This window comes from Streptomyces yerevanensis (assembly GCF_000716805.1).
In the GTDB taxonomy this organism is placed as follows: domain Bacteria; phylum Actinomycetota; class Actinomycetes; order Streptomycetales; family Streptomycetaceae; genus Streptomyces; species Streptomyces flaveus.
The window spans coordinates 1-26,373 of sequence record NZ_JNWJ01000085.1 but is presented as its reverse complement, the minus strand read 5'-3'; the positions used below and the strand labels follow the sequence as shown (position 1 = coordinate 26,373).

Here is a 26,373-nt window from a genome sequence, read left to right as displayed (position 1 = left end):
CACCGGTGACCCCGACCACGAGACGTACCGCTGGAACGTCCACGACGACCGCCGCCGCGACTTCTGGGGCAACGCCGTCATCGAGTCCTGGTACAAGGAGGCCACCCCGGTCCTCGACCTCGACGGGCACCCGCAGCCCGTCACCGACACCCTCCTCGACGAATCCGCGGTCCACGTCGGCGCCGACGGACTCGGCTGACACGACAGGCCGCGCACCGACGTACCGTTCGAAGCAGGCCGTGCGTACGGGCGTTGGCGATCAGTTGGGCCCGGTTGCGGGCGGCGAGCTTGTGCATCATTTCCCGCAGGTACGACTTCACCGTGTTGACCGACAGGTTCAGTTCGTCGCCGATCTCGGGGTTGGTGTATCCGGCCGCGACGAGGCGCAGGACGTCGTACTCGCGGGCGGTGACCGAGGCCGCGTAGGCGGCGGGCCGGTCGGCGCGGAAGGTGCCGGTGTGGGCGACGCTCAGGAAACCGGGGGTGACCCCGGGAAACCGGTGGCCTGTCATGGGGATGGCGCTCAAGCAGCGGGTTCGGTCGATGTCCTGGCAGCAGTCCGTGTGCTGATCACGGCCCGTCCGCGCTCCGATTCCGGGAAGCGGTTGAGCATCGCGCGCAGCTCCTCGGCGCCGACGTTGGCGCCGAACGGCTCGGTTCCCGGTTCGAGCCGTACACCTGCGGAGAGAGGGCCTGCCGTGACGGGGTCGAAGCCGAAGTCGTCGACGAGACGTCCGACGAGCATGAGGTCGTCCGGATCGTCACCCGCGATCGCGATCGCTTTGCGTCCACGTATCCCCGCGGGCCGGGCCCCGTCCTCGAGGTCGTGGTAGCCCATGTGATTGAACGCCTTGACCACACGCGCTCCGGACAAATACGCCTGCACGACTTCGCTCGACGAGGTGTGTGGGTCGGTGAGATCATCGCGGACGCCGTCGACCTCCCACCAGTAGTTCATCGCGTCGATGACGAGCTTGCCCCGCAGCGCCTCGGCGTCAATGCCGCGGTACTTGCCGAGCGGGAGCGCCAGGACGACGACGTCTGCTTCCGCCGCGGCCTGTGCGGCGGTGACCGGTACGGCGCCGGGGGTGAGCACTTCGACGGTGAGGGCGATCTTGTCGGGATCGCCCGATCCGGCGATGAGCACGCGGTAGCCGGCGGCCACGGCCAGTCGTGCCAGTACGGTGCCGACCTTCCCCGCGCCCAGGATGCCGACCGTACGAACGTCCGTGATGTTCATGTCTGCTCCGTTCACGGTGTCAGTCGGCGAGGATGTCGCGGACCATCGGGAGGACCTTTGTGCCGTACAGCTCGACGGCGCGCAGGCGGGCGCTGATCGGCTGTGCCCCCGTGGTGTAGATGAGGTCGAACCGGCCGACGCCGAGTGCCTTGATGGCGCGGGCCATCTTGCGGGCGACCGTCTCGGGCGAGCCGATGTAGAGGGAGCCGTGCTCGATCTCGGCCGCGTACTCCTCCTTGCGGACCGGCGGCCAGCCCCGCAGCGCGCCGATGCGGTCCCGGATGACCTTGTAGTGCGGCCAGTGCAGCTCCCGGGCCTCCTCGTCGGTGTCGGCGATGAAGCCCGGCGAGTGCATCCCGACCGGGTGGGCGGTCGTGCCGAACTTGTCGGTGGCGCGCTGGTAGAGGTCGATGTACGGGGCGAAGCGGTCCGGGGCGCCGCCGATGATGGCGATCATGAGCGGGAAGCCGTAGCGCGCGGTGCGGACGACCGACTGGGGTGAACCGCCGACACCGACCCACGTCGTCAGGTGCCCGGACTCGGTCTTGGGGAAGACGTCGGCGCCTTCGAGCGGAGCCCGCTTGGTGCCGCTCCAGGTGACGGGCTTCTCCTCCAGCAGCTTGGCGAAGAGCTCGATCTTCTCCTCGAACAGCACGTCGTAGTCGCTCAGGTCGTATCCGAAGAGGGGGAACGACTCGGTGAAGGAGCCGCGCCCGAGGATGACCTCGGCCCGGCCGTTCGAGAGGGCGTCCACGGTCGAGAAGCGCTGGAACACGCGGACCGGATCGTCGGAGCTCAGCACGGTCACGCCGGAGGACAGGCGGATACGGTTGGTGCGTGTGGCGATGCCGGCGAGCACGGTCTCCGGAGTCGAGATCGCGAACTCCGGGCGGTGGTGCTCACCGAGGGCCAGGACGTCGACGCCGGTCTCCTCCGCGAGAACGGCCTCCTCGACGACCTGCCGGATGGCCCTCGCGTCGGAAACGGGGGTGCCGGAGTCGTCCTCCGGTACGTCGCCGAACGTATCCAGGCCGAAGACGAGATCAGACATGGGTGGGCTCCTCCTGCTGTGCTCCCCGGCCGTGGGTGGCACGGTCGGGACTCGTTGACGTGTCAATCATTACTCCCATATGATTGACGTGTCAACAAAGGAAGGTCGGGGGCACTATGGCAGAGCGGCGGAAGGCATTTCCCACCACCGAGGAACTGCGGATCTGGCGGGACTTCATCGAGACGGCGGAAGCGCTCCGCTCCGAACTTGCCTCACGCCTGCAGAGCGAGTCCTCCCTGTCGCCCAGCGACTACGCCGTGCTCCTCGCGCTGCGCGAAGCGGAGGGGCGCAGGCTGCGCCCCTCCGAACTGGCCGCCCGTATCGGCTGGCAGCGCAGCCGGCTCTCGCACCAGATAGGGCGCATGGAGCGGCGAGGTCTGGTGCGGCGCGAGGAGTGCGCCACCGACAGCCGAGGCGCCGAGGTGGTGCTCACGTCCGACGGCGCGGAGGCGTTCCGGGATGCGTCCCTGCCCCATCTGCGTGCTGTGCACGAGCTGTTCGTGAATCCCCTTACGCCGGGCCAACTCGCCGCGGCGGAGGAGATCGCGACGGCGTTGCGGACCGGGCTCAAGGCGCCGCGCGACACCTGAGGATGCGAACTCCGGCGCTGCCGTACTCGGGGCCCGGAGGCGCGGCCCGGGCAGTCAGGGCAGGACAGGTCGGGCCGCGCCTCCGGAGTTTGATGAGCTATCAACTACGTTTACAATTACTCCATGGGAGAAACGGTGCGGTGGCTGACGCCAGACGAGCAGCATGCGTGGCGGAGCTTTGTCCGGTTGCAGGAGCGGCTCGGGGGCCGTTTGTCGCGTTTGTTGCAGACGGAGTCGGGTCTGTCGGCTGCCGACTTCGCGGTACTGGTCAATCTGACGGACGTACCGGAAGGGCGGCAGCGCTATCAGGATCTGGCCCGCGCGCTGGAGTGGGAGAAGAGCAGGATGTCCCACCACATCGCGAGGATGGCCGGGCGGGGTCTGGTGGTACGGCAGGAGTGCCCCGAGGACGGGCGCGGCGCCTTCGTGGTGATCACGGAGGCGGGCCGTACGGCGATCAAGGCTGCTGCCCCGCTCCATGTCGAGGCGGTGCGCGAACTGTTCCTCGACCATGTCACTCCGGCAGAACTGCGGGTGCTGGGCGACGTCTCCGAACGCGTCGTGAACAAGTTGGACGAGGGCGCGTCCTGACTCCGGAGGGTGGCCGACGCGCCCTGATGCACGGGTCACATCGCGAGTCCGAGCGTCACGGCAGTGGCCACTGAGAGCAGGATGAGGGGGAAGGGAGCCATGGCGTTCCCCCGCGTGGCCGGGTCGGCGTAGTCGCCGGCCTTCGCGTGGAAGCCCACCGCGCCGACCATCGTGATGGCGAAGCCCATGGCGGCCGCGATGCCGAGAGGCTGCCAGAAGAGGCCCACGATCAGGCCCACCGCGGCGGCGACCTCGGCCAGTCCGACGAAGCGGACGAGGCCCGCGCTCAGCCCCATGTGCGACTGCAGCCCGGCGGAGACGTCGCCCTTGAGAAGCGCCTCGGGCGTACCCGCGGCCAGCGACACAAGGGCGAGAAGGACGCTGAGAATGGCGGCGGTGACGTACATGGGGTGGTTCCTTCCGTGCCGACCCACGCCGGGACGGAGTGGACGCAGGTCGTGGTTGATTCGTCAACGGGGAACCTTACGTAGACATAGATGATGCTTCAATCAAGTGACAAGTTCTTTTCGTCGCTGTCCGGTGATCGGGCGGTGTGGTGGGGCGGGTCTGTGTGCCGGTGGGCCTACGCCTTGCGGAGCGCCGGCACCGGATGCTTGCTCATGATCGACACCCGGTTGAACGCGTTGATGGTGATCGCCACCCAGATCGCGGCGGAGATCTGGTCGTCGGTGAGGACCTGCCGGGCGGCTTCGTAGGCGGACGCCTGTGTGTCGGTGTCTGTCGGATCGGTCGTCACCTCGGCCAGCGCGAGCGCCGCGCGCTCGGAGGGAGTGAACATGTCGGTGTCCCGCCAGGCCGCCAGTACTCCCAGTCGCTGTGCCGACTCGCCCGCGCGCAAGGCTGTCCTGGTGTGTGAGTCCAGGCAGTAGGCGCAGCCGTTCATCTGTGACACACGGAGGTTGATCAGTTCCGCCGTGGTGCGGTCGAGTTCCGCCTCGGCGGCGACCGTGCGTACCGCCTCCGCGGTCTGCGTGAGGGCGTGGAAGGCTTTGGGGCTCTGCTTGTCGACGAAGATCCTTCGCGTCGGTGTGGATCCGGTGGTGGGGTTGTTCACTGTGGGCCTCCTTCATGGCCGCTGAGGCCGGACCGCACGCGGGATGCGTGTTGTGGCCCTCAGCCTGCTCTCGTGGCATAGTGGTTGATGTAACAACTATAGTAGGTGGAAGGGTGGTCCCGGTGAGCAACGTCGAAGCCGAACCCGCGGAGCTGAGGTGCGGAGCCCTGGTCGACGACGGGCGGCAGACCGGAGCGCCCCTGGTCGATGTGCTGTCGGCGCGGGAGGTGCCCCTGGGCGGCCCGCGTGCGATGCGCGTACGGCGGACGCTGCCGCAGCGGGCCCGGACGCTGATCGGAGCCTGGTGCTTCGCGGACCACTACGGCCCGAATGACGTCCCCACGTCGGGCGGTATGGACGTCGCCCCGCATCCGCACACCGGCCTGCAGACGGTGAGCTGGCTGTTCAGCGGAGAGATCGAGCACCGCGACAGCCTGGGCACTCGTGCCCTCATCCGGCCCGGCGAGATGAACCTCATGACGGGCGGATACGGCATCAGTCACTCCGAAGTCTCCACCCCGGCCACCACAGTCCTCCACGGAGTCCAGCTGTGGGTGGCGCTTCCCGAGGAGCACCGGAACGCCGACCGGGGCTTCCAGCACCACGTCCCCGAACCCGTGCGCATCGACGGGGCCGAGATCAGGGTCTTCCTGGGCTCGCTCGCCGGAAGCACCGCGCCGGTGCGGACGTTCACACCCCTGGTCGGCGCCGAGATCACCCTCGAACCACGTGCGGCGATCGCACTCCCCGTGGACACCGCCTTCGAGCACGGCCTTCTCGTGGACAGCGGAGATGTCCGCCTGCTCGACACCGTGCTGCGCCCGGCCGAACTCGGCTACGTTTCTTGCGGCGCCGACGCCCTGACAGTGGTGAACGAGTCGGACGGTCCGGCGCGGGTCATGCTGCTCGGGGGTCCTCCATTCGAGGAGGAGATCGTCATGTGGTGGAACTTCATCGGACGCAGCCACGAGGACATCGTCCAAGCCCGAAAGGACTGGGAGGCATCGTCCGACCGTTTCGGCGCCGTCGAGGGCTATCCGGGTCATCGCCTTCCCGCGCCCGCCCTGCCGAACGCCATCATCACCCCGCGCCGGAACCCTCCGCGTCGCTGACCTCCTGCGAAAGGCGCATCCATCATGAGCCAGCCTCCCGCCGCTCCGATCGTCGAGCGGGTGGACGCCGACCACCGGTACGAGATCCTGGTCGACGGCCGGCGCGCCGGTCTGACCGCCTACCGCGACCGCGGTGAGCAACGTGTCTTCTTCCATACGGAGATCGACGACGCCTTCGCCGGTCAGGGCCTTGGCACACAGTTGGTCCAGCAGGCCCTCGTGGACGTGCGCGAGTCCGGGAAACGGATCGTGCCCGTCTGCCCGTACGTGGCCAAGTTCCTCAAGAGGCATGCCGAGTTCGCCGACATCACCGATCCCGTGACGCCCGACGTCCTGCGGTGGCTGCAGGCGGAACTGGGGTGACAGATCCAGGAACGAGACACCGCGATGGCTCACTTCGGCGGAGTGGGACGGCTGGCGTGGCCTGACCCGGATGTGGGAAAGGCTCGGCGGCCGGGTGGCTCGCGACTTGCAGTCGGAGTGCAGCATGTCCGCCGCCGACTACACGGTGCTCGTCCACCTCGCGGACGCGCCCGAGGGCCGTATGCGTTCTGCGGATCTGGCCGACAGCCTGGAGTCGGGAGTGTCATGAGTTGACAGGGCCCCGCCCCTGCGCCGGGCGTCGGCACAGAGGCGGGACTCCAGTGATCCGCGAGCCTGTCAGACCCGGTCGAGGATCATGTCCATCTCGTCGATGAACGCCTGGTCGGGCTCGGGCTGGGGGTCATCGCCGTTCTGGCGGGCGTACGAGGCGGTCGCGGCGTTTTCCGCCGCGACCTCGACGGCGTTGCGGTCGCCGGCCTGCTCGAAGGCCCGCTGCAGGGCGGTTTGGCCGAGCGTCATCATCTGGACCATGGCACGGTTGGCCTGCTGCCGCACGCCGGCCTCCTGGGCGGCATCGGCGTTGGCCCGCTGGCGGTCGATGAGCTCCGTGGCCAGGATCAGCAGGTTGACGCCCCACACGATGCCCACCATGGCCCCGGCGGCGCCGACTCCGGTGACGCCGGTAGCCGCCAGGATCAGGCCGCCGATGATCGCGGTGCCGCCCAGGAGCACGGTACGGGTGAACTGGGTGCCGGTCGGATGGGCGAGGCAGCGGTCGCGGCAGTCCGCACCGAGTTTGTCGTCGTTGTTGGCGAACAGCGCCGCGGTCATGTCCTGGAGCTTGCGGTCGTTTTCACTGGTCCCGAAGTCCGCGCCGGCTATCTCGTTGCGGAACTTCTCGGCCTCTGCCTTCATCTTCGGGATGTCGGTGTCCAGGTTCCAGCCGGTGACCTGCCGGGACACCTCGTTGGCCTCCGCGAACGCCGCGTCGACGTCGGCCTTTTCCGCTGTGCCGGGCTCCTGCTTGAGAGCGGTGAGGTCCATCTGGAGCTCGACGTCGTTGAAGTTGTCGAAGAAGGCGACGCTCGTGCCGTCCCCGTTCACGACGTACTCCAAGTCCTCTCCGGCGGCCTTCGCGGAGTCTGGCCTGATCAACACGTAGGCGAGGACCGCCAACGCGGTGATGCCGATGGTGACCAGCAGGAGGGTGCGGTTGCGTCGTCGGCGGTGCGAGGGGGCTGGCTGGGCAGGGGGAACTGCAAGAGTGCTCATTCGGCTTCCTTTTTCGCGGCACCGGATGGTGCCGCGGAGTTGGGGGGAAGGACGCTGATGGCTTGTATATGTCTGGCCGAAGCGGAATTCGACGATGAGGGTGCGGCTGCCCCGGGCATGAGGAGACGGATGAAATCCGCCTCCCGACCCCGCAATGTGGTCAGCCGTGTTGGAACGTGCCACCTACATGGGTCCTTGGCTTTCGGGCGCGGGATCCGGCCGCGCCATCCGAATGCCCCTGGTATGGGGCCGTTGGACCTGAGGTGTGCCTTCTGGGAGAAGTCTCATCGATCGGGAGCGCTCGCCGACAGAGTCAAATATCCCGAGTCGATCGCCTGTTTGGGGGGAGTTATCGAGCGCGATCCGCCCATACGGGCCGATTCTGCCCGGGATTCAGCCCGAGGCAGAGCCTTTCGGCTCTGCCTCAACCTGCCGATTGCTCCATGCGACGGGGTTTCGTGCCCTTCTCGTGGTGAGTGGGTCGTGTACGCCTCGCTTGACGAAAGAGACAGAGGGCCTCCGTCCCAGCCATCCGTTCCAGGCCGTCGGCGTCTCCGCTGGTCAGCGCCCGTTCCAGCGTTCCAGCGTCCCGTAGTGACCGCCTTTTGTGGCGGACGGGACGGATCGCGGAACAAGCTGCGGTCGTCCAAGCAGTCCGCTGGACGACCCACTTCCGCACCATGGAGATCTCGATGCGTTCGCGCCTTGCCACCCGTTCCGCCCGCCTCGCCCTGGCCGCAGCCGCGGCGGCTGTCCTCACTGTCACCGCAACCGCAACCGCAACCGCCGACAGCGGAAGCAACACCGTGCAGGCCTGCGGAACCAACGACCTGACCTTCACGGTCAGCTCGGAGACGCAGGCGGGTGGCTATCTCCTCGTCACCGCCAAGGCCAAGTCCGGCGTCACCTGCTACCTGGAGGGCGTCTTCCCCTCCGCGTCCTTCGGTTCCGCCGCCGACACCCAGGTGTCGCCCGCCGAGCAGGGCGTCAGCGACAACGTCACTCTCTCCGGGTCCATCGCTGCCTACGCCGGCATCAACCCCAAGCCCACCAACGACGACAACGGCAGGCAGTTTGACCTGCTCCACCTCTCGGTCCAAGGCGACGAGACCAACGCCATCACCCTCGACCTCCCCCACACCGTCACGGTCGACAGGCCCACCGCCACCAACTGGCACGCCGACCCCACCGACGCCGTCCCTTTCCCCAGCTGACCCCCGCGCCGGGCGCCTCCACCGCGCCCGTCGACAGCAGCGTCACCTGCCGGCGGGCCGGCGTCGCCCGCCCCCTGCCCTGGTGACGAGCCCGCACCCCCCGCCCCCGGCCGACGGACACACCGCCGGCCGGGGGCGGCGTCAGTTGGTAGAGACGGTCGACGTCCAGGGCGTGACCGGCGGGATCGCGACGAGCGCGGTCCGCACGCCGCGTTCGGTGAACCCGGAGATCGCGCGGACGGCGGCGGAGCGGGGTTGGCGTCGATCGCCGCGTCGCACTCGGCGTCGCCGGTGCGCCAAGCCGACGCCGGTGAGTGCCTTGCCCGTGCCGGCCGGTGCATGTGGAGACCCTTCGCCCGGATCGCGGGTGACGTGACGCCGTACCGGGAGTGAAGCGGGGGACTGACCGGAACAGGAACCGTATCTACGCATATGAGCGTTTTACGGTGCCCTGATGCGACTTGTTTCTAGGTGGGCCCTGCTCTCGTCGGGGTGCGCGCCCGTCCTGTTTGCCGGAGGCTGGGCGATCGCGGCGGTGCTGGAGGGGCCTGCCTACGACCCCGTCACCCAGACGATCAGTGTCCTGGCGGCGTACGGGGCTGCCGGATTCTGGGTGATGACCGGAGGGCTGCTCGCCCTGGGCGTCTGCCACCTGCTGACCGCCTGGGGACTGCGTGCGGCCGCACTCGCCGGACGTGTGGCGCTGGCCGGCGGGGGAGCGGCGACGTTGGGGGTGGCACTGTTCCCGGCGCCGAGCAGCGGGGGGTCCCTGGGGCACGGTTTCGTTGCCGCGGTCGGATTCGCTCTGCTGGCGGTGTGGCCGGTCCTGGCCGCCGATCACAGAAGGGTCGCGCCATGGGGACTCCGGCCCGCGCCCTCGATCGCGGCGACCGCCCTGATGGCCGTCGGCGCGGCATGGTTCCTGATCGAACTGCACCGCCACGGTGCCGCTGGTGTCGCCGAACGCGTGGTGACATCCATCCAGTCGCTCTGGCCCTTCGTGGTCGTCGCTTCCTGCGTCCGCCACGCTGACGACGACGGGCCTGCGATGTGAGTCCCGCGATGTGAGGGACGAATGTCGTCGACGCGCGGGTGGCGGAAGAATGGGATGAAGTCCTCCCGCGGCGACAGCTCGATCCAGTCGTAGCCCAACTCGGCGACCACGGCAGGCAGTTCGAGCAGCGGGACGTTGCGGATCATGTGCGGGTCGAGGGTGATCCTCGTCGTGCGCACTCCCTGCTTAAAGCGTTTTAACCCCTGCTACTATCAGCGGCGTCACAGACAGATGTCAAGGGTGTTGCCCAAACCACGGGAGGTCGTGTGGACGAGCTCGGCTCCGGTGCCCCCGCGGGCGGCAACGGCGCGACTCCGCGTCCCCGCCTGGAGGACGTCGCAGCGCGCGTCGGCCTGTCGACGGCGTCGGTGTCGCTGGTGCTGCGGGGCGTGCCCGGGCCCAGCGAGCGCACCCGGCAGCGCGTCCTGAAGGCCGCTGCCGAACTCGGCTACCGCCCCGACCGCACCGCCAGCGCCCTGGCCAGCAGACGCAGCCGGCTGCTCGGCGTCATGGTCGCCATCCACAGCCCCTTTCACGCTGAGCTGGTCGAGCACCTGCACACGGCTGCCGAGGAGGTCGGCTACGACCTCGTCCTGAGCGCCCTGACCCCGAACCGCGACGAGAACACGGCCGTCGAGACGCTCCTGGCCTTCCGCTGCGAGGCGCTGATCCTCCTCGGTCCGTTGGCCCCCGCCTCCGTACTCGCCGACCTCGACCGAAGGGCGCCCGTCATCTCCGTGGGCCGCCGGATCACCGGGGCCGAACTGGACGCCGTCCGCACCGCCGACGACGACGGAGTCGGCCAGATCGTCGACCACCTGGTGGGCCTCGGCCACCGCACGATCGCCTACGTCGATGGCGGCAAGGGCGTCATCGCCACCGACCGGCGCCGCGGCTACCGCAGCGCCATGCGCCGCCACGGACTCGACGAACAGATCGGGATCCTGCACGGGGACATCACCGAGGAGGCAGGGGAGAAGGCCGGCCGGCACTTCCTCGACGACGGCGAACTGCCGACCGCCGTCGTGGCCTACAACGACCAGAGCGCCATAGGCCTGCTCACCGCCTTCCGGCGGGCCGGCATCGACGTCCCCGGCACCATCTCCGTCGTCGGCTACGACGACAACACCCTGTCCCGGCTGGCCGCCTTCGACCTGACCACCGTCAACCAGAACGCCGAGGAACAAGCCCGCCAGGCCGTGACGGCCGCCGTCGAGCGCCTCGACCAGGGCCGCACCACACCCCGCGAGATCGTCCTTGCTCCCTCCCTGGTGATACGGGGGACCACGGCTCGGCCGTGCTGATCACGGGGGCAGGCGCCGCTGGTCTCACTCAAGGAAGACCCGCGTCGTCCTGCGGAAAGCCGTACCGTCCCTCAAGCCGCACGAAGCGGGCCGCGGTCAGGATCCGACGCTGCTCCAGCCCCGATGCGGTGCGCACGAAGCACACGACGCGCTCGTGTCCGCCCGGCCCGATCGGCTGCACCAGGCGGCCGGACGGCCGCACTTGCGCGATCAGCGGTGCGGGTACTTCCGGGAACGCGGCCGAGACGACGACCGCGTCGTACGGAGCGCGGCCCGGCACGCCGCCGCTGCCGTCGCCGATCCGCAGCTCCACGTTCCGTATCCGCTGCCGTGCGAGGTTGCCGCGCGCCTGGCGGGCGATGTCCGGTCGCATCTCGATGCTGACCACGTCGGCGGCCAGCCGGGCGAGCAGCGCCGTCTGGAAGCCGAGACCGGTACCGATCTCAAGGACATGCTCGTCCCCGACCAGGCCAAGGCTCTCGATCATCATGGCGGACAGCGACGGCTGCGTCGTGACCTGTCCCTGCCCGATCGCAACGGGCGCGTCGCGGTAGGCGGCGGCCACCTGACCGGCCGGAACGAACTCCGCCCGGGGCGTCGTCCGTACGGCCTCGAGCAGCCGCTCGTCCCCGATCCCGGCGGCTCCGAGGGCCCGCACGAGATCCTCTGGCTCCCTGAGTACGGAGTTCATGGGCGGGTCACCACACCGTCAGCCTAGGCGGCCGGGGGAGGGTTGCCGGACCTGTTCTGGCTCCGGTCCGGCAACCCTGGGGGCAGACGGTGACCTACGGACGGATCAGAGCGCGCCCTGGGGCCAGGGTCCGGTGATCGCGAACGTGATGCCGGGTGTCTGGACGTTGACGAACAGCCAGTTGCCGTTCTTCGGCTCGAACACGGATCCCGCCCACTCGGAGCCCCTGTGGTCGGCGGCCGGGACGTTCTTGCCCGCGGTGCCGCCCCGCAGGTCGACGTTGTTGGCGGCGAAGCGGAAGATCTCGCCCTCCGTGGTCAGCCCGTGGACGTACTCGGTGCCGCCGCCGTCCTCGCACAGCACCAGGCCGCCGCGGGGGCTGACGCACATGTTGTCCGGTGCGTTGAGCACGTCGGAGCCCGGGGAGGCGAAGAGCACCCTGAACTCGTCGGTGGCCGGGTCGAGTTCGAAAACCTGACCCTGGCGGGCGGGACCGCCGTCGGTCGTGAGCACGTAGATGCGGTCGTTGCCGTACCAGGCGCCCTCGAGGCGGCTGAACACAGCGGCGCCGTTCGCCTGCGCCTGGAGCCGCACCGTGTCCGTCGCCGGGTCGGCATCGTCCACGGGCACCCAGGAGACGGTGCCGTACGCCTTCTCGCCGTCGAGGCGGGTGTCGTACGTCGCGGCGCCGATGCGCATGGCCTCGAGCCGGCCGCCCTTGGACAGATCGCCCGGCACCGCCGGCACGAAGCGGTACAGGGACGCGTCGCCGCGGTCCTCGGTCTCGTAGACGTGGCCGGTCGCCGGGTCGATGGCGACGGCCTCGTGGTTGAACCGGCCCATGGCCTTGTACGGCTCGGGGTTGCCCTTGCCCTGAGAGGCGACCTCGAAGATGTAGCCGTGGCGCTTGCCGGCGGTCGTGGAGAAGGTTTCCTCGCAGGTGAGCCAGGTGTTCCACGGGGTGGGACCGCCGGCGCAGTTGCGGATGGTGCCGCCGAGGCTGCCGTACGACTCCAGCCATTGGCCGGCGTCCGGGTCGAAGACCATGGTGGTGGTCCCGCCGCCAGCCTCGGGGTTGTAGGCCGGGGCGGTGAAGGCGGGCCCGGCGCCGCGTTCGTGGTTGCGGACGAGGTGGACCTTGTCGTCGTATCGGAAGGCCGCCATGCCGTCGTGCGAGCCCGGAGTGCGCACTCCGTCGTCCATGAGGTCGTTCGTCCAGCCGTAGGAGATGTACTCGAACCCGCGCGGCAGCTGCAGTAGTTCCAGGCCGGTCGCCTGGTCCTTGACCGGGCGCAGCGGGCCGTACCCGGCGTCGAACTCGAGCTTGACCGGCGCGGCTGCCGCCGTCCGAGCTGCGAGGGCCTGGAAGGGTACGGACGCGGCAGCGACCACGGCAGCCCCGCGCAGGAGGGTGCGTCGTTCAAAACCGGAACCAGTGGATCTTCCGGCGGACGTGCCTGACATGGGAGTCCTCTCGATGCAACGAACGAGGGGGCGGCGCGAGTCACTCTAGGAGCAGACGCTTGGTCGTATTCCCAACGGAAGGTGAGCGTTGGGAGAACCTCTTTCGGCCATGAGGGCAGGAAATTGGCCATTCAGTCGCACGAGGCCGAGGCGTCCGCAGGGCGGGGGCGGTCATGCCTCAGGGCTGCTCGCGGGCGGTGCCGTCGTGCCGCGTACTTCGAGGAAGGGGACGGTGAGGTCGACCTCGCCGGGGCGGTCCGGGGCGTCGATGCGTTCCAGCAGCCGCTGGGCGGCGCGTCGGCCGACGTCGTGGCTGGCGTTGTCGACGGTGGTCAGCCACAGATGGCGAAGGCGGGAGAGATAGGTGTTGTCGTAGCCGATGAGGGAGAGGCCGCGGGGGACCCGCAGGCCGCTCTCCTCGGCGGCGGAGAGCGCGCCGACACAGGCCATGTCGTTGACCGCGAAGACGGCGGTGGGCCGCCGCGGACGGCTGAGCAGCCGGACGGTGGCCCGGTAGCCGCCCTCTTCGGTGAGGTCGCCCTGCTCCACGACCGCTGTGCCGGCCAGTCCGTGCTCGCGCATGGTGGCCTCGAAGCTGCGGCGGCGCAGTTCGCCGACCGCGCCCCGCCCGGCGATGTGGGCGATGTGCCGGTGGCCCAGGCCGATGAGGTGCTCGGTGGCCAGGCGGGCGCCGTGCTCGTCGTCGCCCGCGACGATGTCCACGCCGGGCAGCACCGGTTCGCGGGTGCCGGCGACGACGGTGGGGACCCGCCCGGCGGCGGTGCGCAGCGCCTGGGGGTCCTGCAGGGTGCCGACGGCGATCAGGCCGTCGACGCGCAGTTCGGTGAACGTGCGGGTGAGGTCCTCGCCCAGGCGCCGGTTCAGATGGCTGTCGGCCAGCAGCGTGTGCAAGCCGCTGTCGTACAGTCGCGCGTTCAGCCCGTCGAGGAGTTCCACGAACCAGGGGTTGCGCAGGTCGTTCAGCAGCACGCCGACCGTGCGGGTGCGCCGCTCACTGAGGCTGCGCGCGGCGGCGTTGGGCCGGTAACCGAGTTCCTCCACCGCGGCGAGGACCGCCGCCCGCTTCTCGGGACGCACACCCTCCGCGCCCCGCAGCACCAGCGAGACCAGGGACTTTGACACGCCGGCCCGCGCGGCGACGTCACGTATGGTCGGAGTGCTCATGGGATGGACCGTTCCACACAGACCGAGCCCTTGTAAAGACCCCTTGACACCTGCTGGAAACAGGACTCATCGTGAAGCCGCAGGTTCTGGACCGGTCCAAAGAGGGTTGGAACGAGGTCCGAACAAGGTCGGAACAAGATCCACAGAAGGGCTGTCATCGTGAATGGGCTCGGCATCGCCGTCGTCGGCTTCGGCTGGATGGGACGCGTGCACACACAGGCGTACGCCCGCCTGCCGCACCACTTCCCGCAGTTGCCCCTGCGGCCCGAACTGGTCACCGTCGCGGACGAGGTGCCCGGTCGGGCCGAGGAGGCGGCAGAGCGGTACGGCTTCGCGTCCGCGGCCCGCGACTGGCGGGAGGTGGCTGCCGATCCGCGGGTGCGGGCGGTGAGCATCACCGCCCCGAACTTCCTGCACCGCCGGATCGGCGTGGCGATGGCCGAGGCCGGCAAGCACATCTGGATCGAGAAGCCGGTGGGCCTGACCGCCGAGGACGCCAGGGCCGTCGCCGACGCCCTCGGCAAGGCGGGCGTACAGGGCACGGTCGGCTTCAACTACCGCAACGCGCCCGCCGTCGAGGCCGCCCGCGAACTGGTCGCCTCCGGCGAGATCGGCACGGTCACACACGTACGCATCCGGTTGTTCAGTGACTACGCGGCGCACCCCGAGGGTGCCCTGAGCTGGCGGTACGAGCGGGAGCGCGGGGGTAGCGGGGTGCTGGGCGACCTGGCCTCACACGGCGTCGACCTGGCCCGCTTCCTGCTCGGGGACATCACCTCCCTCACCGCCGACACCGCCGTCTTCATCCCCGAGCGGGCCCGCCCCACCGGCGCAACCGCTGGTCACGCCAGGGCCGCCGGCGGCGAACTCGGTCCGGTGGAGAACGAGGACTACGTCAACTGCCTCCTCCGTTTCGCCTCCGGCGCCCGCGGCGTCCTGGAGGCGTCCCGGGTTTCGGTCGGCGAGCAGAACAACTACGGATTCGAGATCCACGGCACCACCGGCGCGGTGTTCTGGGACTACCGCCGGATGGGAGAGCTCGCCGTCAGCCGCGGCAGCAGTTACCAGGACCAGCCCGTGAGCACCCTGTACGTCGGCCCTGGACACGGCGAGTACGCCGCCTTCCAGCCGGGCTCGGCCAACAGCATGGGGTACGACGACCTGAAGGTCATCGAGGCGTACCACTTCCTGCGCTCGGTCGCCGAGGGCGTCTCGTACGGGCCGACGGCGGCCGATGCCGTGGCGAGCGCGGTGGCGCTGGACGCCATGGCGCGCTCCGCCGAGCAGGGAACGTGGGCGAGTCTGAGGTGACGCGTCATCCGCCACCATCGAGATCGGTGCGTCGGCGGAGCACCTGTAGCTCGTGACCGAGGAGCCGCATCTCGTACAGCTTCCCGCGCGCGTTCTCGAACGGGCGGTGCAGGATCATCATCAGCTCACCGTCGAAGGTGTGGAAGAGCATGCCGTGACCGCTGTCGTCGCGGACCAAGGGGCGGTGCTGTTCCCAAGGCCCGGTGATGTCACCGGACTTGGAGACGGCGTACGTCTGCACGTAGCCGCCGCTGATGGTGCCGTCCTGGCCGGCCACATTCTTCTCGTACGTCGACCACAGCATGAGCAGGGAGTCGTCAGGAGTGCGGTACAGCTGCGGGCCGTCGGTGACGTAGGGCGCGAGCTGGTGCGGTACGCCGCCGGGGATCTGCTCGCTGATCCAGAACGCGTCCGACGCCTTGAACAGGAAGACCGGATCTCCGATCGTCCGGGTCAGGTCCGGAGCCAGGCGTATCGCCTCCATGGTTCCGTCGATGGTCTGCAGCCACTCATGTGCGTACACCATCCAGGGCTGCCCGGCCGGGTCGACGTAGAGCGTGCCGTCGAGGGTCATCAGCTGCTTGGGAGGGGTGGGGCCCGCCGGGTCGACGACGGTGAAGGGCCCCAGCAGCGAGTCGGACACGGCCGTGATCGTGCCGCGCATGTGGTTGGGGAGCTGGAACGGTGTGCCCCATTGGCTGGGCGGCGGTACCGGAAGCGCTTTGTCCTGGTCGTGCAGCGTGGTGAACAGGTAGTACCTGCCGCCCCATGTGTGCACCTCCGGCGCCCATCCGCCGTCGCTCGCCCAGATGTCCTTCTGCTCGGCGGCCCGGAAGACCACGACGGGACGCTTCCAGTCGCGCAGGTCCCGGCTGCGGTAGACCATCGTGCCGGTGCCGTCCACGCCTGATACGGACGGGTCGTTGGACGTATAGAGGTAGTACGTACCGGACTCGCTGTCGGCGACGATGAACGGATCGTGCAGCGGCATGTCGGGAAGCCGCATCAGCTCGGTCTCATCGGTCTCAGCCACGGGCGAAGAATACGTGGACGCTCATTCCCGGTCGGGGCGGCTACTCCCAACCAGGATCGCGAGAGGTCGGCGGCAGCAGGGACTCGATCTTCCCCTGGACCTCCCGCATCACGGCGACGATGCGTCGCTGATGCTCCTCCGTGAGGCGGGACACCGGTACCGAGCAGCTGATGGCGTCGGTGGCCGGGGTGTCGTAGCGCAGGGCGAAGCCGAAGCCGGCGATGCCGAGGACGGTTTCCTCGCGGTCGATCGCGTAGCCGCGTTCACGTACCCCGGCGAGGTCGGTGAGCAGCGTCGCCCGGGTGGTGTGCGTGTTCTCCGTGCAGGCCGTCAACGGCTCGTCGGACAGGGGGAGTTCGGCGTCGGGACGGTCCGCGAGCAGTGCCTTGCCCAGGGCGCCGGCATGGGCGGGGACGCGGCGGCCCACCCGGCTGATCGTGCGCAGGTATTCGTGCGATTCGCGGGTCGCGAGGTAGACGACGTCCGAGCCGTCAAGGCGTGCCAGGTGGATGGTCTCGCCGAGCGCGTCCGAGGCCTCGTCGAGATACGGGCGGACCGTACGTACCCGCTTGTCACTGTCGAGATAGCTGGTGCCGGTGAGCAGCGCGCGGATCCCGATGCCGTACAGGGAACCGGTCGCATCCGTGCGGACCCAGCCGTGCTCGACGAGGGTCTGCAGCAGCGCGTACATGCTGCTACGGGGCACGCCCAGCTCCTCGGAGAGCTCGCGCAGCCGCGCCGGCCGGTCGCCTCGTGCGGCGAGCAGTTCGAGCAACGCGACAGTACGGACCGCCGACTTGACCTCGGGTACGCCTCCAGCCTGTGACATGAGCCGATCGTAAGTCCGTCTCGTAAGTTCGTCGGCAATCCGTGGACCCTCACCCATTGACCCGTTCCCGTCCACAAGCCTAGCCTCCATCCTCATACATGGACGCTGTCTTCATATGAAGACAGCGCGATGGAGGCGGCGTCCACGGTTCAAAGGGGAACTGGTACATGCCACTTGTTGTCGTCGGGATCAGTGTTCTGATCCTGCTCTTCCTGATGACGAAGCTGAAACTCAACGGCTTTGTCGCCCTCCTCCTCGTGGCCGTGGGCGTCGGCCTGGTCCAGGGGATCGAGCTGGAGAAGATCCCGGAGGTCCTCTCGGAGGGCATCGGGGGACAGATCGGCGACACGATGCTCGTCATCGGGCTCGGCGCGATGGTCGGCCGGGTGATGGGGGACTCCGGCGCGGCCCAGCGGATAGCCGGCAAGCTCCTCGACCTGTGCGGCCCGCGCTGGGTGCAGGTGGCCATGGTGCTGACGGCCATGCTCATCGGCGTCACGATGTTCTACGAGGTCGCGTTCGTGATCATCGTGCCGATCGCGTTCACCATCGTGCGCGTCACCGGAAAGAACCTGCTGTGGGTCGGGCTCCCGATGTCGATCGCCCTGTCCACCATGCACAGCTTCCTGCCGCCGCACCCCGGACCGACCGCGGTGGCCGCTTCCTTCGACGCCTCGGTCGGACTGACGCTGTTCTACGGCCTGTTCATCGCCCTCCCCGCCGGCGCGCTCATCGCCCTGCTGTGGCCGCGCCTTCCGTTCGTCCGGGCGATGAACCCCTCCATCCCCAAGGGCCTGGTCAGCGAACGCGTCTTCGACGAGGAGGAGATGCCGGGCATGGCCTGGTCGCTGTCGGTCGCCCTGCTGCCCGTCGTACTGATCGCCGGGGCGGCCGTGACCGACATGGCCGCGTCCGGAACCAGTCCTGTCCTGCACTTCGTCGCCTTCATCGGTTCGGCGCCGGTCGCCCTCCTGTTGACGCTGTGCATCGCCATGTGGGCGTTCGGCCCGCGGATCGGCCGCAGCCTTGACGAGGTCAGTGCCTCGTGCCGGTCGGCGGCCCAGGCGATGGCGATGATCCTGCTCGTGATCGGCGCGGGCGGAGCCTTCAAGCAGGTCCTCGTCGACGGCGGGATCTCCGACTACATCAAGGACACGACCGACGGCTGGTCCATCTCGCCGATCGTCCTCGCCTGGCTCATCGCGGCCATCCTCCGGGTGGCCCTCGGCTCGGCGACCGTCGCCGTCGTCACGGCCTCGGGCGTGGTGCTGCCGCTGCTCGCGGGCAGTGGAGTCCACCCGGAGATCATGGTGCTGGCCGTCTCCTGCGGCTCGATCGCGTTCTCCCACGTGAACGACCCCGGCTTCTGGATGTTCAAGGAGTACTTCAACCTGTCCGTCATCGACGCGATCAAGGCGCGCACCACCTATACGACCGTGCTCGCGATCCTGGGCCTGGGCGGCGTACTGGCCGTCGAATGGGCCCTGGACGTCCTCAACCTGTGAAGCGGAGACCAGTCATGCGTCAGCCCACCGTCACCAAGTTCTCCGTCCACCCGGTCGCCGGCCGGGATTCCATGGAGCTCAACCTCTCCGGCGCCCACGGCCCGTACTTCACCCGGAACATCGTCGTCCTCGAGGACTCCGAGGGGCGTACGGGACTGGGGGAGGTGCCAGGAGGGGAAAAGATCACGCAGACACTGCGGGACGCCGAATCCCTCGTCGTCGGCGCGCGCGTGGGCGACTACAAGCGCGTCCTGCGGGCCATTGACGACAGGTTCGCGGACCGCGACCGGGGCGGCAGGGGCGGCCAGACCTTCGATCTGCGCACCACCGTGCATGCGGTCACCGCTGTCGAGTCGGCACTTCTGGATCTCCTCGGGCAACACCTGGAGGTTCCCGTCGCCGCGCTCCTGGGCGAGGGGAAGCAGCGGGATTCCGTACGGGTCCTCGGTTACCTCTTCTACGTCGGCGACCCCGACCGGACCGACCTGAAGTACGTACGCGAACCCGGCTCGGCCGTGGACTGGTACCGGATCCGGCACGAGGAGGCGCTGACCCCCGAGGCGATCGTCCGTCAGGCCGAGGCGACCTACGACCTGTACGGTTTCCGCGACTTCAAGCTCAAGGGTGGCGTCCTGCCCGGGAGCGAGGAGGTCGAGGCGGTACGGGCGCTCAAGGAGCGGTTCCCCGAGGCCCGGATCACCCTCGACCCGAACGGCGCCTGGTCCCTCCGGGAAGCTGTCGAACTGTGCAAGCCGCTCGTCGGCACGCTCGCCTACGCCGAGGATCCGTGCGGAGCTGAAGGCGGCTACTCGGGGCGGGAGATCCTCGCGGAGTTCCGCCGGGCCACCGGGCTGCCCACGGCGACCAACATGATCGCGACGGACTGGCGTCAGCTGACCCACGCGCTGGCCCTGCAGTCCGTCTCCATCCCGCTCGCGGACCCGCACTTCTGGACGATGCAGGGTTCGGTACGCGTCGCCCAGCTCTGCGACGCGATGGGGCTGACCTGGGGCTGCCACTCCAACAACCACTTCGACATCTCCCTGGCGATGATGGCCCACTGCGGGGCCGCCGCCCCGGGTGAGTACAACGCCCTTGACACGCACTGGATCTGGCAGGAGGGCCTGGAACGGCTGACCACCGAACCTCCGCGGATCGTCGACGGCGAGGTCGCCGTCCCGGACACCCCCGGCCTCGGCGTCCACCTCGACAGGGACCGCCTCCTCGCGGCCCAGGACCTCTACCTGGAGAAGAAACTGTCGGCCCGCGACGACGCCCTCGCGATGCGGTACCTGGTCAAGGACTGGACTTTCGACGGCAAGCGGCCCTGTCTCGTGCGCTGAGCCCTGCGCGCTGAATCCGGCCCGGTACGCGCCGAGGGCCGACGCCTTGCGGCGTCGGCCCTCGGATTCGTCGTGAGGTGTCCGGCAGGTTCTGCCCGCCGGACGGATCTCAGACGGCGCGGACGTTCGTGGCCTGCGGGCCCTTGGGGCCCTGGACGACGTCGAACTCCACGTGCTGGTTCTCCTCGAGGCTACGGAAGCCGTGGCCGTCGATCTCGGAGTAGTGCACGAAGACGTCCGGTCCCTCGGCCTGGGCGATGAAGCCGAAGCCCTTCTCGCCGTTGAACCACTTGACGGTTCCCTGAGTCATTTGTTGCTCCTTGCAGGGGCTGGGTACGGGGCCCACACCGTGCGGTGCCCCGGGCCGGCCTGGACGCGTCTTCTCCAGGTCCCTGAAGGAAGGCGGCGCCCGCGACATCGTTCTTCGCGAGCGTGCGGTGAAACACAGACACAAAAACTACGACCGCTCAGTACAACCCAGCCCCTGCCGGATTCATTCCCGCCACTACCGCCTCATACGAAGAGCCTGGGCAGGGCATGGGAAGGGCGCAGACTATGGCCGCCGCGGCGTCCCGAGCAGCTGGTGCCGGGTCTTCGGGAGGCGCTCGCCGCGTTGAAGGAGAGGTACGAGGAAGAGTCCATGGCTCTGTGACCCGGCGCCGCACCGCAGCCGACCGTGCGAGCGTCGCACGACAGGACACCCGGTCTTGCCGGGCCACGGCGCCCGGCTTCGCCACATACGCCCTCTGCTGAGCAGGGCAACGCTCGTCGATGTCCATCGGTTCAGTCGGATCCCCGCACTCCGAAAAGTTAGTCAGGAGGGTTGCCTAAACCTGATCGGGTGATGTTACCTCTTAGAAAAAGTTAGGAACCCTGACCAAAGAGGTTTGAGCATGACCATCAGCGTCGATGGGGAGCGGGCCGCCGAAGCCCTGCCCCACTGGGAGACCGTCCCGGAGGACCTGCCCTCCGCGATCCGTGAGATCAAGGCCGCTCTGCGGGCCCGTATCGAGGCGTCGGGCCGGCGTGTGGAGGAGGTCTTCGCCGTCGTGGAGCGGCGGGTCGCCGCACGTGTGGCCGAGATCAAGGCCGAGAAGGAGCGCGGCGAGAGCGTCTGGCCGGTCATCGACTATGCCGACATCGAAAACGGCACGGTGACCCCGCAGCAGATGGCGAAGCTGAAGAGGCGCGGCTGTCTGGTGGTGAGCGGCCACTTCCCCCGTGAGCAGGCCGTGGCGTGGGACGCGGACATCGTCGACTACGTCGAGCGGAACAAGTTCTTCGAGAACTACGCCGGTCCCGCGGACGACTTCTTCGGCAGCGTCGGCTCCAAGCCCGAGATCTACCCGATCTACTGGTCCCAGGCGCAGATGGAGGCCCGGCAGAGCGACCGCATGGCTCGCGTGCAGTCCTTCCTGAACTCGTTCTGGAAGCACGAGTCGGACGGCGTGCGGTGGTTCGACCCCGAGCGTGACGCGCTGTACCCCGACCGCATCCGCCGCCGCCCGCCGGGCGCCGACTCCGACGGCCTGGGCACGCATTGCGACCCCGGCACGCTGGATCTGTGGATGACCGAGGCCTACCAGAAGGCGTTCCGGCACCTCTTCGGCGGCACCGCCGAACAGTACGACCCCTGGGACGCCGCCCACCGCACCGCTGGACCAACGTATCCGGGCTCGACGATGTGCTCCGCCTTCCGCACGTTCCAGGGGTGGACCGCGCTGTCGGAGATGCGGCACGACCAGGGCGTGCTGCACACGGTTCCCATCCCCGAGGCCATGGCCTACCTCCTACTGCGCCCGCTGCTGTCGGACGTGCCCGAGGACGGCATGTGCGGCGTCACCGTCAACCAGGCCTTCCCGTCGACCGAGAAGTGGCACCCGCTGCTCATGGAGGCCCTCACGGGCATCCCCGACGTGCAGCCCGGGGACTCGGTGTGGTGGCACTGCGACATGATCCACAGCGTCGCGCCGGTGAAGGACCAGAAGGGCTGGGGCAACGTCATGTACATCCCCGCCGCTCCCTGGTGCCCGCGCAATGAGGAGTACGCCGTGCATGTGCGGGAAGCGTTCGTGACCGGCGCCAGCCCGAGCGACTTCCCGGAGGAGCACTACGAGCGTTCCTGGACCGGCCGATTCACCCTCGATCAGCTCAACGACACCGGCCGCCGAGGGCTGGGTCTGGACTGACCGCGCACCATAACCGCACACACGAAACCTGCAGGTCCTGGGATCGCTGAGCACCAGGGCCTGCTGCGCGTGCGGCTGCTCCGCCGCGAGTCCACAGTGCCGGCGCCAAGCACTAAAGGATCTCCGTCCCGCCTCTTGTTGGCTGAAATCCTCGCTGTTACCTTTGCGTGGATCTTTGGTAAGGCCCCCTCCCTGACTAATTCCAGGGCGCGGAGGACTGAGCATCACAAAACCTCTGAAAACCGGCGCGACCCGCTCGGTGAGTCCCCGCCTGCCTTCCCGTCCCCCCCACGGCCCAGATGTTCCACTCCCGCACCACGCGTGGAGCGCGAGTTCGAAGGAGAACCGCATGCGAGTCCGTAGCACCAGGTATCTGTTCGCCACCGCGGCGGTGGGAGCGCTGCTCACCGTCTCCGCCTGCGGGGGTGGGAAGAGCACGTCCACCGGGAACGGGTCGGCCGCGAACCAGCTGGAGGTCTTCTCCTGGTGGACATCCGGTTCGGAGGATGCCGCGCTCAAGCAGCTCATCGCCGGCTTCAAGACCGGCAACCCGGGCGTCAAGGTCGTCAACGGAGCGGTGGCGGGCGGCGGTGGCGGCAACGCCCAGGCCATCCTGCAGACCCGTCTTCAGGGCAACAACCCGCCGGACACCTGGCAGACCCACCCGGGCAAGGCGATCGGGCAGTACATCGACTCGGGCATCCTCGCCGACCTTTCCTCGGTGTACGAGAAGGACGGGCTCTCCAAGGTCGTTCCGGCCGAACTCGTCGAGTCGGTGAGCAAGAACGGCAAGGTCTACGGCGCCTCCACCGGGGCGCACCGCGGCAACGTCCTGTGGTTCAACAAGAAGCTCCTCGCCAAGGCGGAGGTGCAGCTGTCGGCGTCCACCACTCCGGAGCAGTTCGTCCAGGCGCTCGGCGAGCTCGAGAGCAAGGGCATCACCCCACTGTGCCTGGGGGCCAAGGACGCCTTCGCCACGGCCGAGTTGTTCGAGAACACCCTGCTCGGTGAGATCGGCGTGGACGGGTGGAACGATCTCGTCGCCGGCAAGACCTCGTGGACGAGCCCCGAGGTCACGCAGGCCGCCTCGCTGTTCTCGAAGATGCTGCCCTACGCCGACCCGGACGCATCGGCCCTGTCCTGGGACCAGGCCACCAAGCGGCTCGCCGCCGGCGAGTGCGCGGTCATGAGCATGGGTGACTGGGCCTACGGCGAGTTGGTCAAGGACGGCGCGAAGGACGGCACCGACTTCGGGTATGTGCCGGAGCCCGGCACAGGCGGCTCGTTCGTCCTGGTGGTCGACACCTTTGTCGTCGCTGAGAACGCCAAGCACCGGGATCTCGGGCTGAAGTGGGCCTCCGCGATCAGCTCGAAGGACGTCCAGCTGGCCTTCAGCAAGGAGAAGGGGTCGACGCCGGTGCGCACCGACGTGCCGACCGATTCGCTCCCCGCTTACCAGCAGGAGGCCGCCGCCTCGTTCCGCGGGGACCAGCTCGTGCAGTCGATCGTGCACGGCGAGGCCATGAGCCCGCAGTTCCAGCAGTCCTTCTACGACGCCGTCACCCAGTTCGTCCAGTCCAAGGACACCGGCTCCTTCGTCCAGGCCCTGGCCTCGGCGGCCAGTTCCTGAGCCCTGTCCGAGCACGTTCCAGGCGGCGGGGCGTCTCTTCCCCTGCGCCCCGCCGCTCCACCCAGGAGGTACTCATGCCGGTACTGACCCGGCCCCGGCCCGCCGCGCCGGCGCTTCGTACGGCGAAGGAACCAAGACGCCCGGCACGGCCGTCGTTCGTGCGCCGCCATGCCTTCCCCATCGCCGTTCTGACACCCAGTCTGATCTTGATCGGGATCTTCGTCTACGGCTTCATCGGCTACTCGGTCCGTGTCTCGCTGTCCCAATGGCAGGGACTCCAGCCCAACTTGTCGACCCGTCAGCCATTCGGGCAGACGTACGACGATCTGTTCCACACCGCGCGCTTCCAGGCGGACCTGCGCAACGTCACCGTGTTCACGGTGCTCTTCCTCACCCTGGCTGTCCTCATCGGGCTCGTGCTCGCGCTGCTGGTGCACAACGCCCTGGCAGGGCGAGCGGTGTTCAGGGCGATCTTCCTCTTCCCGTATTCGCTGTCCTTCATCGTCACCGGCGTGGTGTGGCGGTGGATCTTCACTCCGTCCACCGGCGCGAATCTGATCCTGGACAAGCTCGGCATCGAACACGGGCCCAAATGGATCACTGATCCGAAGGTGGCGGGTGACGTCTCCGCAGCCCTCGAAACGGTCATTCCGGGCGGGGATTTCATCCAGGTCAAGCTGGGCATCCCGCTGGCCGTCGTCCCGATCGTCATCGCCGCCTCCTGGCAGCTGGCCGGGTTCGCCATGGCCAACTTCCTCGCCGCGCTGGGTACCTTGCCGGAGGAACTGCGGGAAGCGGCTTCGCTCGACGGCGCCGGCACGTGGCGTTACCACTGGCACATCGTGCTGCCCTGGCTGCGCCCGATGATCGTCGTGGTGCTCATCCTCCTGGGCCATGTCAGCCTGAAGTCGTTCGACCTCGTCTACGCCATGTCCGGTCAGGGGCCGGGCTTCGCGACCGACGTTCCCGGCATCTTCGTCTTCGACCAGACGTTCCGGGCGCTGCGCTACAACACCGGCGCCGCGGCCGCCGTAGTGATGCTGATCATGGTGGCCGTCGTCATGGTGCCGTACCTCTACCGCAGTGTTCTCCGGGAGAAGAAGTCATGAGTCTGCGAGCCGTTCTCCCCGCTGCCCCCGCCCGCCGTACACTCCGCATCCGCCGCCCGGGAGCAGGGCCGTTGTCCGGCGCCGTCGCGCTCGTCGCGCTCGCCGTGCTGTTTCTGGTCCCGGTCTACGTGATGGTCACGGCCGGGATGAAGCCGCCCGTCCAGGCCGACGCCGCGCACATGTGGGAACTGCCCAGAGGCATCGACTTCAGCGGTCTGCAGGACGCCTGGGCGAAACTGGGGCCGAACCTGCGCAACAGCTTCCAGGTGGTGGTCCCGGCCACCGTCGTCTCCTCCGTCATGGGCGCCCTCAACGGCTTCATCCTGGCGAAGTTCCCCTTCCGGGGCTCCAACGTCCTGTTCGTCGCGATACTGCTGGGGATGTTCATCCCGTACCAGGTGATCCTCGTACCCCTGGTGCGCTTCCTGCAGAGCGCCGACCTGTACGGCACACTGACGGGCCTCACCCTGGTCCACATCATCTACGGAATCCCCATCACCACACTGATCTTCCGCAACTACTACCGCGGGATACCCGATGAGATCATCGAGGCCGCCCAGGTCGACGGCGCCAGCAAGGTGTCCATCTTCGGACGACTGATCCTGCCGCTGTCACTGCCCGGGTTCGTGGTGTGCGGCATCTTCCAGTTCACCAATGTCTGGAACGACTTCCTCTTCGGCATCACCGTCGTTCCCGACCCCACCCAGCAGCCCGTCACGGTGGCGCTGAACAACCTGGCTGGGAACTTCTCCGTCCAGTGGAACACCGTCATGGCCGGCGCGCTCCTGGCCGCCGTCCCCACCGCACTCGTCTACATCCTGCTGGGCCGCTTCTTCGTACGTGGCCTGACCGCCGGTTCCGTCAAATGACCTGGCTGCGGGAGACGCCGCCCCACGGTGTCGGTCTGCGCCGACCTCATGCCTCTTGATCACGCCGGTGGGGTGGGTGCAGTCTGAGGCGACCAGGACGCGGATCCTGTAGTCAGTGAAGTTGCGGAAGCCGTGGGCGAGTCGGCGGGCTTGGCGACGTCGGGGATCAGGCAGGTGTGAAGCGACTCAAGGACCTTCCTGGCCGCTGCTGTCTTGGAGGGCCTCGTTCCGTCTCGCCCTCGCGCCACGCCTTGGGCCCCGGCACCACGAGACGGCTCACCCAGGCGCATCCACGAGCGCCGGAAAATCGCCAAAAAAATCTTGGCCGGCGATGTCGAGAACCCGTGACCGGCTCCGTCCCCGAGGTGAACGCGCCCACAATGGGTCG

26 protein-coding genes and 2 pseudogenes are annotated in these 26,373 nt (G+C 68.5%); 15 read left to right on the top strand and 13 right to left on the bottom strand.

From position 1 onward, the window contains the following. A pseudogene (locus OP79_RS44370) lies at nt 1-199 on the top strand (3,4-dihydroxyphenylacetate 2,3-dioxygenase); the annotation flags it as partial. Here the strand turns inward: OP79_RS44370 and OP79_RS52985 are convergent. The 3 genes from OP79_RS52985 to OP79_RS44355 are packed head-to-tail and all read right to left on the bottom strand — an operon-like array spanning nt 141 to nt 2,291. Then, nucleotides 141-512, bottom strand: coding sequence for a response regulator transcription factor (locus OP79_RS52985; RefSeq protein WP_078492424.1), 372 nt, complete (start codon nt 510-512; stop codon nt 141-143). The pseudogene OP79_RS44370 and the gene OP79_RS52985 sit on opposite strands and share 59 nt — an antisense overlap. A gap of 11 nt (nt 513-523) precedes the next feature. Next, nucleotides 524-1,240, bottom strand: a complete 717-nt coding sequence (locus tag OP79_RS44360; protein WP_033328839.1) for an NADPH-dependent F420 reductase — start codon at nt 1,238-1,240, stop codon at nt 524-526. Between the two features lie 19 nt (nt 1,241-1,259). Next, nucleotides 1,260-2,291, bottom strand: a complete 1,032-nt coding sequence (locus OP79_RS44355) for an LLM class flavin-dependent oxidoreductase (protein ID WP_033328838.1) — start codon at nt 2,289-2,291, stop codon at nt 1,260-1,262. 116 nt (nt 2,292-2,407) lie between these two features. Here OP79_RS44355 and OP79_RS44350 point away from each other — a divergent pair, with 116 nt between their 5' ends. After that, nucleotides 2,408-2,881 (top strand): MarR family winged helix-turn-helix transcriptional regulator, encoded by a 474-nt coding sequence (locus tag OP79_RS44350; RefSeq protein WP_033328837.1) that lies wholly within the window; start codon nt 2,408-2,410, stop codon nt 2,879-2,881. 123 nt (nt 2,882-3,004) lie between these two features. Then, nucleotides 3,005-3,472: a MarR family winged helix-turn-helix transcriptional regulator gene (locus OP79_RS44345; protein ID WP_033328836.1), complete on the top strand. Its 468-nt coding sequence runs from the start codon at nt 3,005-3,007 to the stop codon at nt 3,470-3,472. Nucleotides 3,473-3,507: 35 nt separating this feature from the next. On the opposite strand, the gene OP79_RS44340 is transcribed toward OP79_RS44345, so the two are convergent. Both OP79_RS44340 and OP79_RS44335 read right to left on the bottom strand, forming a co-directional pair. Beyond that, complete coding sequence (locus tag OP79_RS44340; protein ID WP_033328835.1) at nt 3,508-3,879, bottom strand: DoxX family protein; 372 nt, start codon at nt 3,877-3,879, stop codon at nt 3,508-3,510. A gap of 176 nt (nt 3,880-4,055) precedes the next feature. Then, nucleotides 4,056-4,547 (bottom strand): carboxymuconolactone decarboxylase family protein, encoded by a 492-nt coding sequence (locus OP79_RS44335; protein ID WP_033328834.1) that lies wholly within the window; start codon nt 4,545-4,547, stop codon nt 4,056-4,058. A 122-nt stretch (nt 4,548-4,669) separates the two neighbouring features. Between OP79_RS44335 and OP79_RS44330 the strand changes: the two genes are divergently transcribed. Beyond that, nucleotides 4,670-5,659 carry a pirin family protein gene (locus tag OP79_RS44330; protein WP_033328847.1) on the top strand — a complete coding sequence of 330 codons (990 nt, stop codon included), beginning with the start codon at nt 4,670-4,672 and terminating at the stop codon, nt 5,657-5,659. A gap of 24 nt (nt 5,660-5,683) precedes the next feature. Next, a complete protein-coding gene (locus tag OP79_RS44325) occupies nt 5,684-6,022 on the top strand; it encodes a GNAT family N-acetyltransferase (protein ID WP_033328833.1) in 339 nt (112 codons plus the stop codon). A gap of 297 nt (nt 6,023-6,319) precedes the next feature. Here the strand turns inward: OP79_RS44325 and OP79_RS44315 are convergent, their stop codons facing one another. Next, nucleotides 6,320-7,255, bottom strand: coding sequence for a hypothetical protein (locus OP79_RS44315; RefSeq protein ID WP_033328832.1), 936 nt, complete (start codon nt 7,253-7,255; stop codon nt 6,320-6,322). A gap of 692 nt (nt 7,256-7,947) precedes the next feature. Between OP79_RS44315 and OP79_RS44310 the strand changes: the two genes are divergently transcribed. Next, nucleotides 7,948-8,469, top strand: a complete 522-nt coding sequence (locus OP79_RS44310) for a DUF4232 domain-containing protein (RefSeq protein WP_033328845.1) — start codon at nt 7,948-7,950, stop codon at nt 8,467-8,469. A 454-nt stretch (nt 8,470-8,923) separates the two neighbouring features. Further along, nucleotides 8,924-9,523: a DUF998 domain-containing protein gene (locus OP79_RS44305; protein WP_033328831.1), complete on the top strand. Its 600-nt coding sequence runs from the start codon at nt 8,924-8,926 to the stop codon at nt 9,521-9,523. Nucleotides 9,524-9,546: 23 nt separating this feature from the next. Here OP79_RS44305 and OP79_RS57605 read toward each other — a convergent pair. Then, a pseudogene (locus OP79_RS57605) lies at nt 9,547-9,669 on the bottom strand (sugar phosphate isomerase/epimerase); the annotation flags it as partial. Between the two features lie 120 nt (nt 9,670-9,789). Here OP79_RS57605 and OP79_RS44300 point away from each other — a divergent pair. After that, nucleotides 9,790-10,827 (top strand): LacI family DNA-binding transcriptional regulator, encoded by a 1,038-nt coding sequence (locus tag OP79_RS44300; RefSeq protein WP_051745584.1) that lies wholly within the window; start codon nt 9,790-9,792, stop codon nt 10,825-10,827. A gap of 28 nt (nt 10,828-10,855) precedes the next feature. On the opposite strand, the gene OP79_RS44295 is transcribed toward OP79_RS44300, so the two are convergent. From OP79_RS44295 to OP79_RS44285, 3 genes are all read right to left on the bottom strand, one after another. After that, the gene (locus OP79_RS44295) at nt 10,856-11,518 is read right to left on the bottom strand and encodes a protein-L-isoaspartate O-methyltransferase family protein (protein ID WP_033328830.1); all 663 of its coding nucleotides are present in this window, start codon (nt 11,516-11,518) and stop codon (nt 10,856-10,858) included. Between the two features lie 105 nt (nt 11,519-11,623). Continuing rightward, a complete protein-coding gene (locus tag OP79_RS44290; protein ID WP_033328829.1) occupies nt 11,624-12,982 on the bottom strand; it encodes an alkaline phosphatase PhoX in 1,359 nt (452 codons plus the stop codon). 171 nt (nt 12,983-13,153) lie between these two features. Then, complete coding sequence (locus tag OP79_RS44285) at nt 13,154-14,167, bottom strand: LacI family DNA-binding transcriptional regulator (protein ID WP_033328828.1); 1,014 nt, start codon at nt 14,165-14,167, stop codon at nt 13,154-13,156. Nucleotides 14,168-14,323: 156 nt separating this feature from the next. On the opposite strand from OP79_RS44285, the gene OP79_RS44280 reads away from it, so the two are divergent. Beyond that, complete coding sequence (locus OP79_RS44280; protein ID WP_033328827.1) at nt 14,324-15,478, top strand: Gfo/Idh/MocA family protein; 1,155 nt, start codon at nt 14,324-14,326, stop codon at nt 15,476-15,478. Nucleotides 15,479-15,482: 4 nt separating this feature from the next. Here the strand turns inward: OP79_RS44280 and OP79_RS44275 are convergent, their stop codons facing one another. Together OP79_RS44275 and OP79_RS44270 are read right to left on the bottom strand one after the other, a co-directional pair. Then, a complete protein-coding gene (locus tag OP79_RS44275; protein ID WP_033328843.1) occupies nt 15,483-16,484 on the bottom strand; it encodes a glycoside hydrolase family 43 protein in 1,002 nt (333 codons plus the stop codon). Between the two features lie 67 nt (nt 16,485-16,551). Beyond that, complete coding sequence (locus tag OP79_RS44270; protein WP_033328826.1) at nt 16,552-17,340, bottom strand: IclR family transcriptional regulator; 789 nt, start codon at nt 17,338-17,340, stop codon at nt 16,552-16,554. Between the two features lie 167 nt (nt 17,341-17,507). Here OP79_RS44270 and OP79_RS44265 point away from each other — a divergent pair, with 167 nt between their 5' ends. Beyond that, nucleotides 17,508-18,845, top strand: coding sequence for a gluconate:H+ symporter (locus tag OP79_RS44265; RefSeq protein ID WP_033328825.1), 1,338 nt, complete (start codon nt 17,508-17,510; stop codon nt 18,843-18,845). 14 nt (nt 18,846-18,859) lie between these two features. Next, nucleotides 18,860-20,188, top strand: a complete 1,329-nt coding sequence (locus OP79_RS44260; protein ID WP_033328824.1) for an enolase C-terminal domain-like protein — start codon at nt 18,860-18,862, stop codon at nt 20,186-20,188. Between the two features lie 109 nt (nt 20,189-20,297). Here the strand turns inward: OP79_RS44260 and OP79_RS44255 are convergent, their stop codons facing one another. Further along, nucleotides 20,298-20,498, bottom strand: a complete 201-nt coding sequence (locus OP79_RS44255; RefSeq protein WP_033328823.1) for a cold-shock protein — start codon at nt 20,496-20,498, stop codon at nt 20,298-20,300. Between the two features lie 583 nt (nt 20,499-21,081). Here OP79_RS44255 and OP79_RS44250 point away from each other — a divergent pair. The 4 genes from OP79_RS44250 (at nt 21,082) to OP79_RS44235 (ending at nt 25,985) form a co-directional block, all read left to right on the top strand. Then, nucleotides 21,082-22,377 (top strand): DUF1479 domain-containing protein, encoded by a 1,296-nt coding sequence (locus OP79_RS44250; RefSeq protein ID WP_051745581.1) that lies wholly within the window; start codon nt 21,082-21,084, stop codon nt 22,375-22,377. 349 nt (nt 22,378-22,726) lie between these two features. Further along, nucleotides 22,727-24,007 (top strand): ABC transporter substrate-binding protein, encoded by a 1,281-nt coding sequence (locus OP79_RS44245; RefSeq protein ID WP_033328822.1) that lies wholly within the window; start codon nt 22,727-22,729, stop codon nt 24,005-24,007. A 74-nt stretch (nt 24,008-24,081) separates the two neighbouring features. Beyond that, complete coding sequence (locus OP79_RS44240) at nt 24,082-25,116, top strand: carbohydrate ABC transporter permease (protein ID WP_078492422.1); 1,035 nt, start codon at nt 24,082-24,084, stop codon at nt 25,114-25,116. Continuing rightward, the gene (locus tag OP79_RS44235; protein WP_078492421.1) at nt 25,113-25,985 is read left to right on the top strand and encodes a carbohydrate ABC transporter permease; all 873 of its coding nucleotides are present in this window, start codon (nt 25,113-25,115) and stop codon (nt 25,983-25,985) included. The genes OP79_RS44240 and OP79_RS44235 overlap by 4 nt, the downstream gene beginning before the upstream one ends. Nucleotides 25,986-26,373: the final 388 nt, after the last annotated feature.

Bases quoted from the DNA above. Each gene is read 5' to 3' on its own strand.
- OP79_RS52985 (WP_078492424.1), bottom strand. From the start codon at position 512: ATGACAGGCCACCGGTTTCCCGGGGTCACCCCCGGTTTCCTGAGCGTC.
- OP79_RS44360 (WP_033328839.1), bottom strand. From the start codon at position 1,240: ATGAACATCACGGACGTTCGTACGGTCGGCATCCTGGGCGCGGGGAAG.
- OP79_RS44355 (WP_033328838.1), bottom strand. From the start codon at position 2,291: ATGTCTGATCTCGTCTTCGGCCTGGATACGTTCGGCGACGTACCGGAG.
- OP79_RS44350 (WP_033328837.1), top strand. From the start codon at position 2,408: ATGGCAGAGCGGCGGAAGGCATTTCCCACCACCGAGGAACTGCGGATC.
- OP79_RS44345 (WP_033328836.1), top strand. From the start codon at position 3,005: ATGGGAGAAACGGTGCGGTGGCTGACGCCAGACGAGCAGCATGCGTGG.
- OP79_RS44340 (WP_033328835.1), bottom strand. From the start codon at position 3,879: ATGTACGTCACCGCCGCCATTCTCAGCGTCCTTCTCGCCCTTGTGTCG.
- OP79_RS44325 (WP_033328833.1), top strand. From the start codon at position 5,684: ATGAGCCAGCCTCCCGCCGCTCCGATCGTCGAGCGGGTGGACGCCGAC.
- OP79_RS44315 (WP_033328832.1), bottom strand. From the start codon at position 7,255: ATGAGCACTCTTGCAGTTCCCCCTGCCCAGCCAGCCCCCTCGCACCGC.
- OP79_RS44310 (WP_033328845.1), top strand. From the start codon at position 7,948: ATGCGTTCGCGCCTTGCCACCCGTTCCGCCCGCCTCGCCCTGGCCGCA.
- OP79_RS44305 (WP_033328831.1), top strand. From the start codon at position 8,924: ATGCGACTTGTTTCTAGGTGGGCCCTGCTCTCGTCGGGGTGCGCGCCC.
- OP79_RS44295 (WP_033328830.1), bottom strand. From the start codon at position 11,518: ATGAACTCCGTACTCAGGGAGCCAGAGGATCTCGTGCGGGCCCTCGGA.
- OP79_RS44290 (WP_033328829.1), bottom strand. From the start codon at position 12,982: ATGTCAGGCACGTCCGCCGGAAGATCCACTGGTTCCGGTTTTGAACGA.
- OP79_RS44285 (WP_033328828.1), bottom strand. From the start codon at position 14,167: ATGAGCACTCCGACCATACGTGACGTCGCCGCGCGGGCCGGCGTGTCA.
- OP79_RS44275 (WP_033328843.1), bottom strand. From the start codon at position 16,484: ATGCGGCTTCCCGACATGCCGCTGCACGATCCGTTCATCGTCGCCGAC.
- OP79_RS44270 (WP_033328826.1), bottom strand. From the start codon at position 17,340: ATGTCACAGGCTGGAGGCGTACCCGAGGTCAAGTCGGCGGTCCGTACT.
- OP79_RS44265 (WP_033328825.1), top strand. From the start codon at position 17,508: ATGCCACTTGTTGTCGTCGGGATCAGTGTTCTGATCCTGCTCTTCCTG.
- OP79_RS44260 (WP_033328824.1), top strand. From the start codon at position 18,860: ATGCGTCAGCCCACCGTCACCAAGTTCTCCGTCCACCCGGTCGCCGGC.
- OP79_RS44255 (WP_033328823.1), bottom strand. From the start codon at position 20,498: ATGACTCAGGGAACCGTCAAGTGGTTCAACGGCGAGAAGGGCTTCGGC.
- OP79_RS44250 (WP_051745581.1), top strand. From the start codon at position 21,082: ATGACCATCAGCGTCGATGGGGAGCGGGCCGCCGAAGCCCTGCCCCAC.
- OP79_RS44245 (WP_033328822.1), top strand. From the start codon at position 22,727: ATGCGAGTCCGTAGCACCAGGTATCTGTTCGCCACCGCGGCGGTGGGA.
- OP79_RS44240 (WP_078492422.1), top strand. From the start codon at position 24,082: ATGCCGGTACTGACCCGGCCCCGGCCCGCCGCGCCGGCGCTTCGTACG.
- OP79_RS44235 (WP_078492421.1), top strand. From the start codon at position 25,113: ATGAGTCTGCGAGCCGTTCTCCCCGCTGCCCCCGCCCGCCGTACACTC.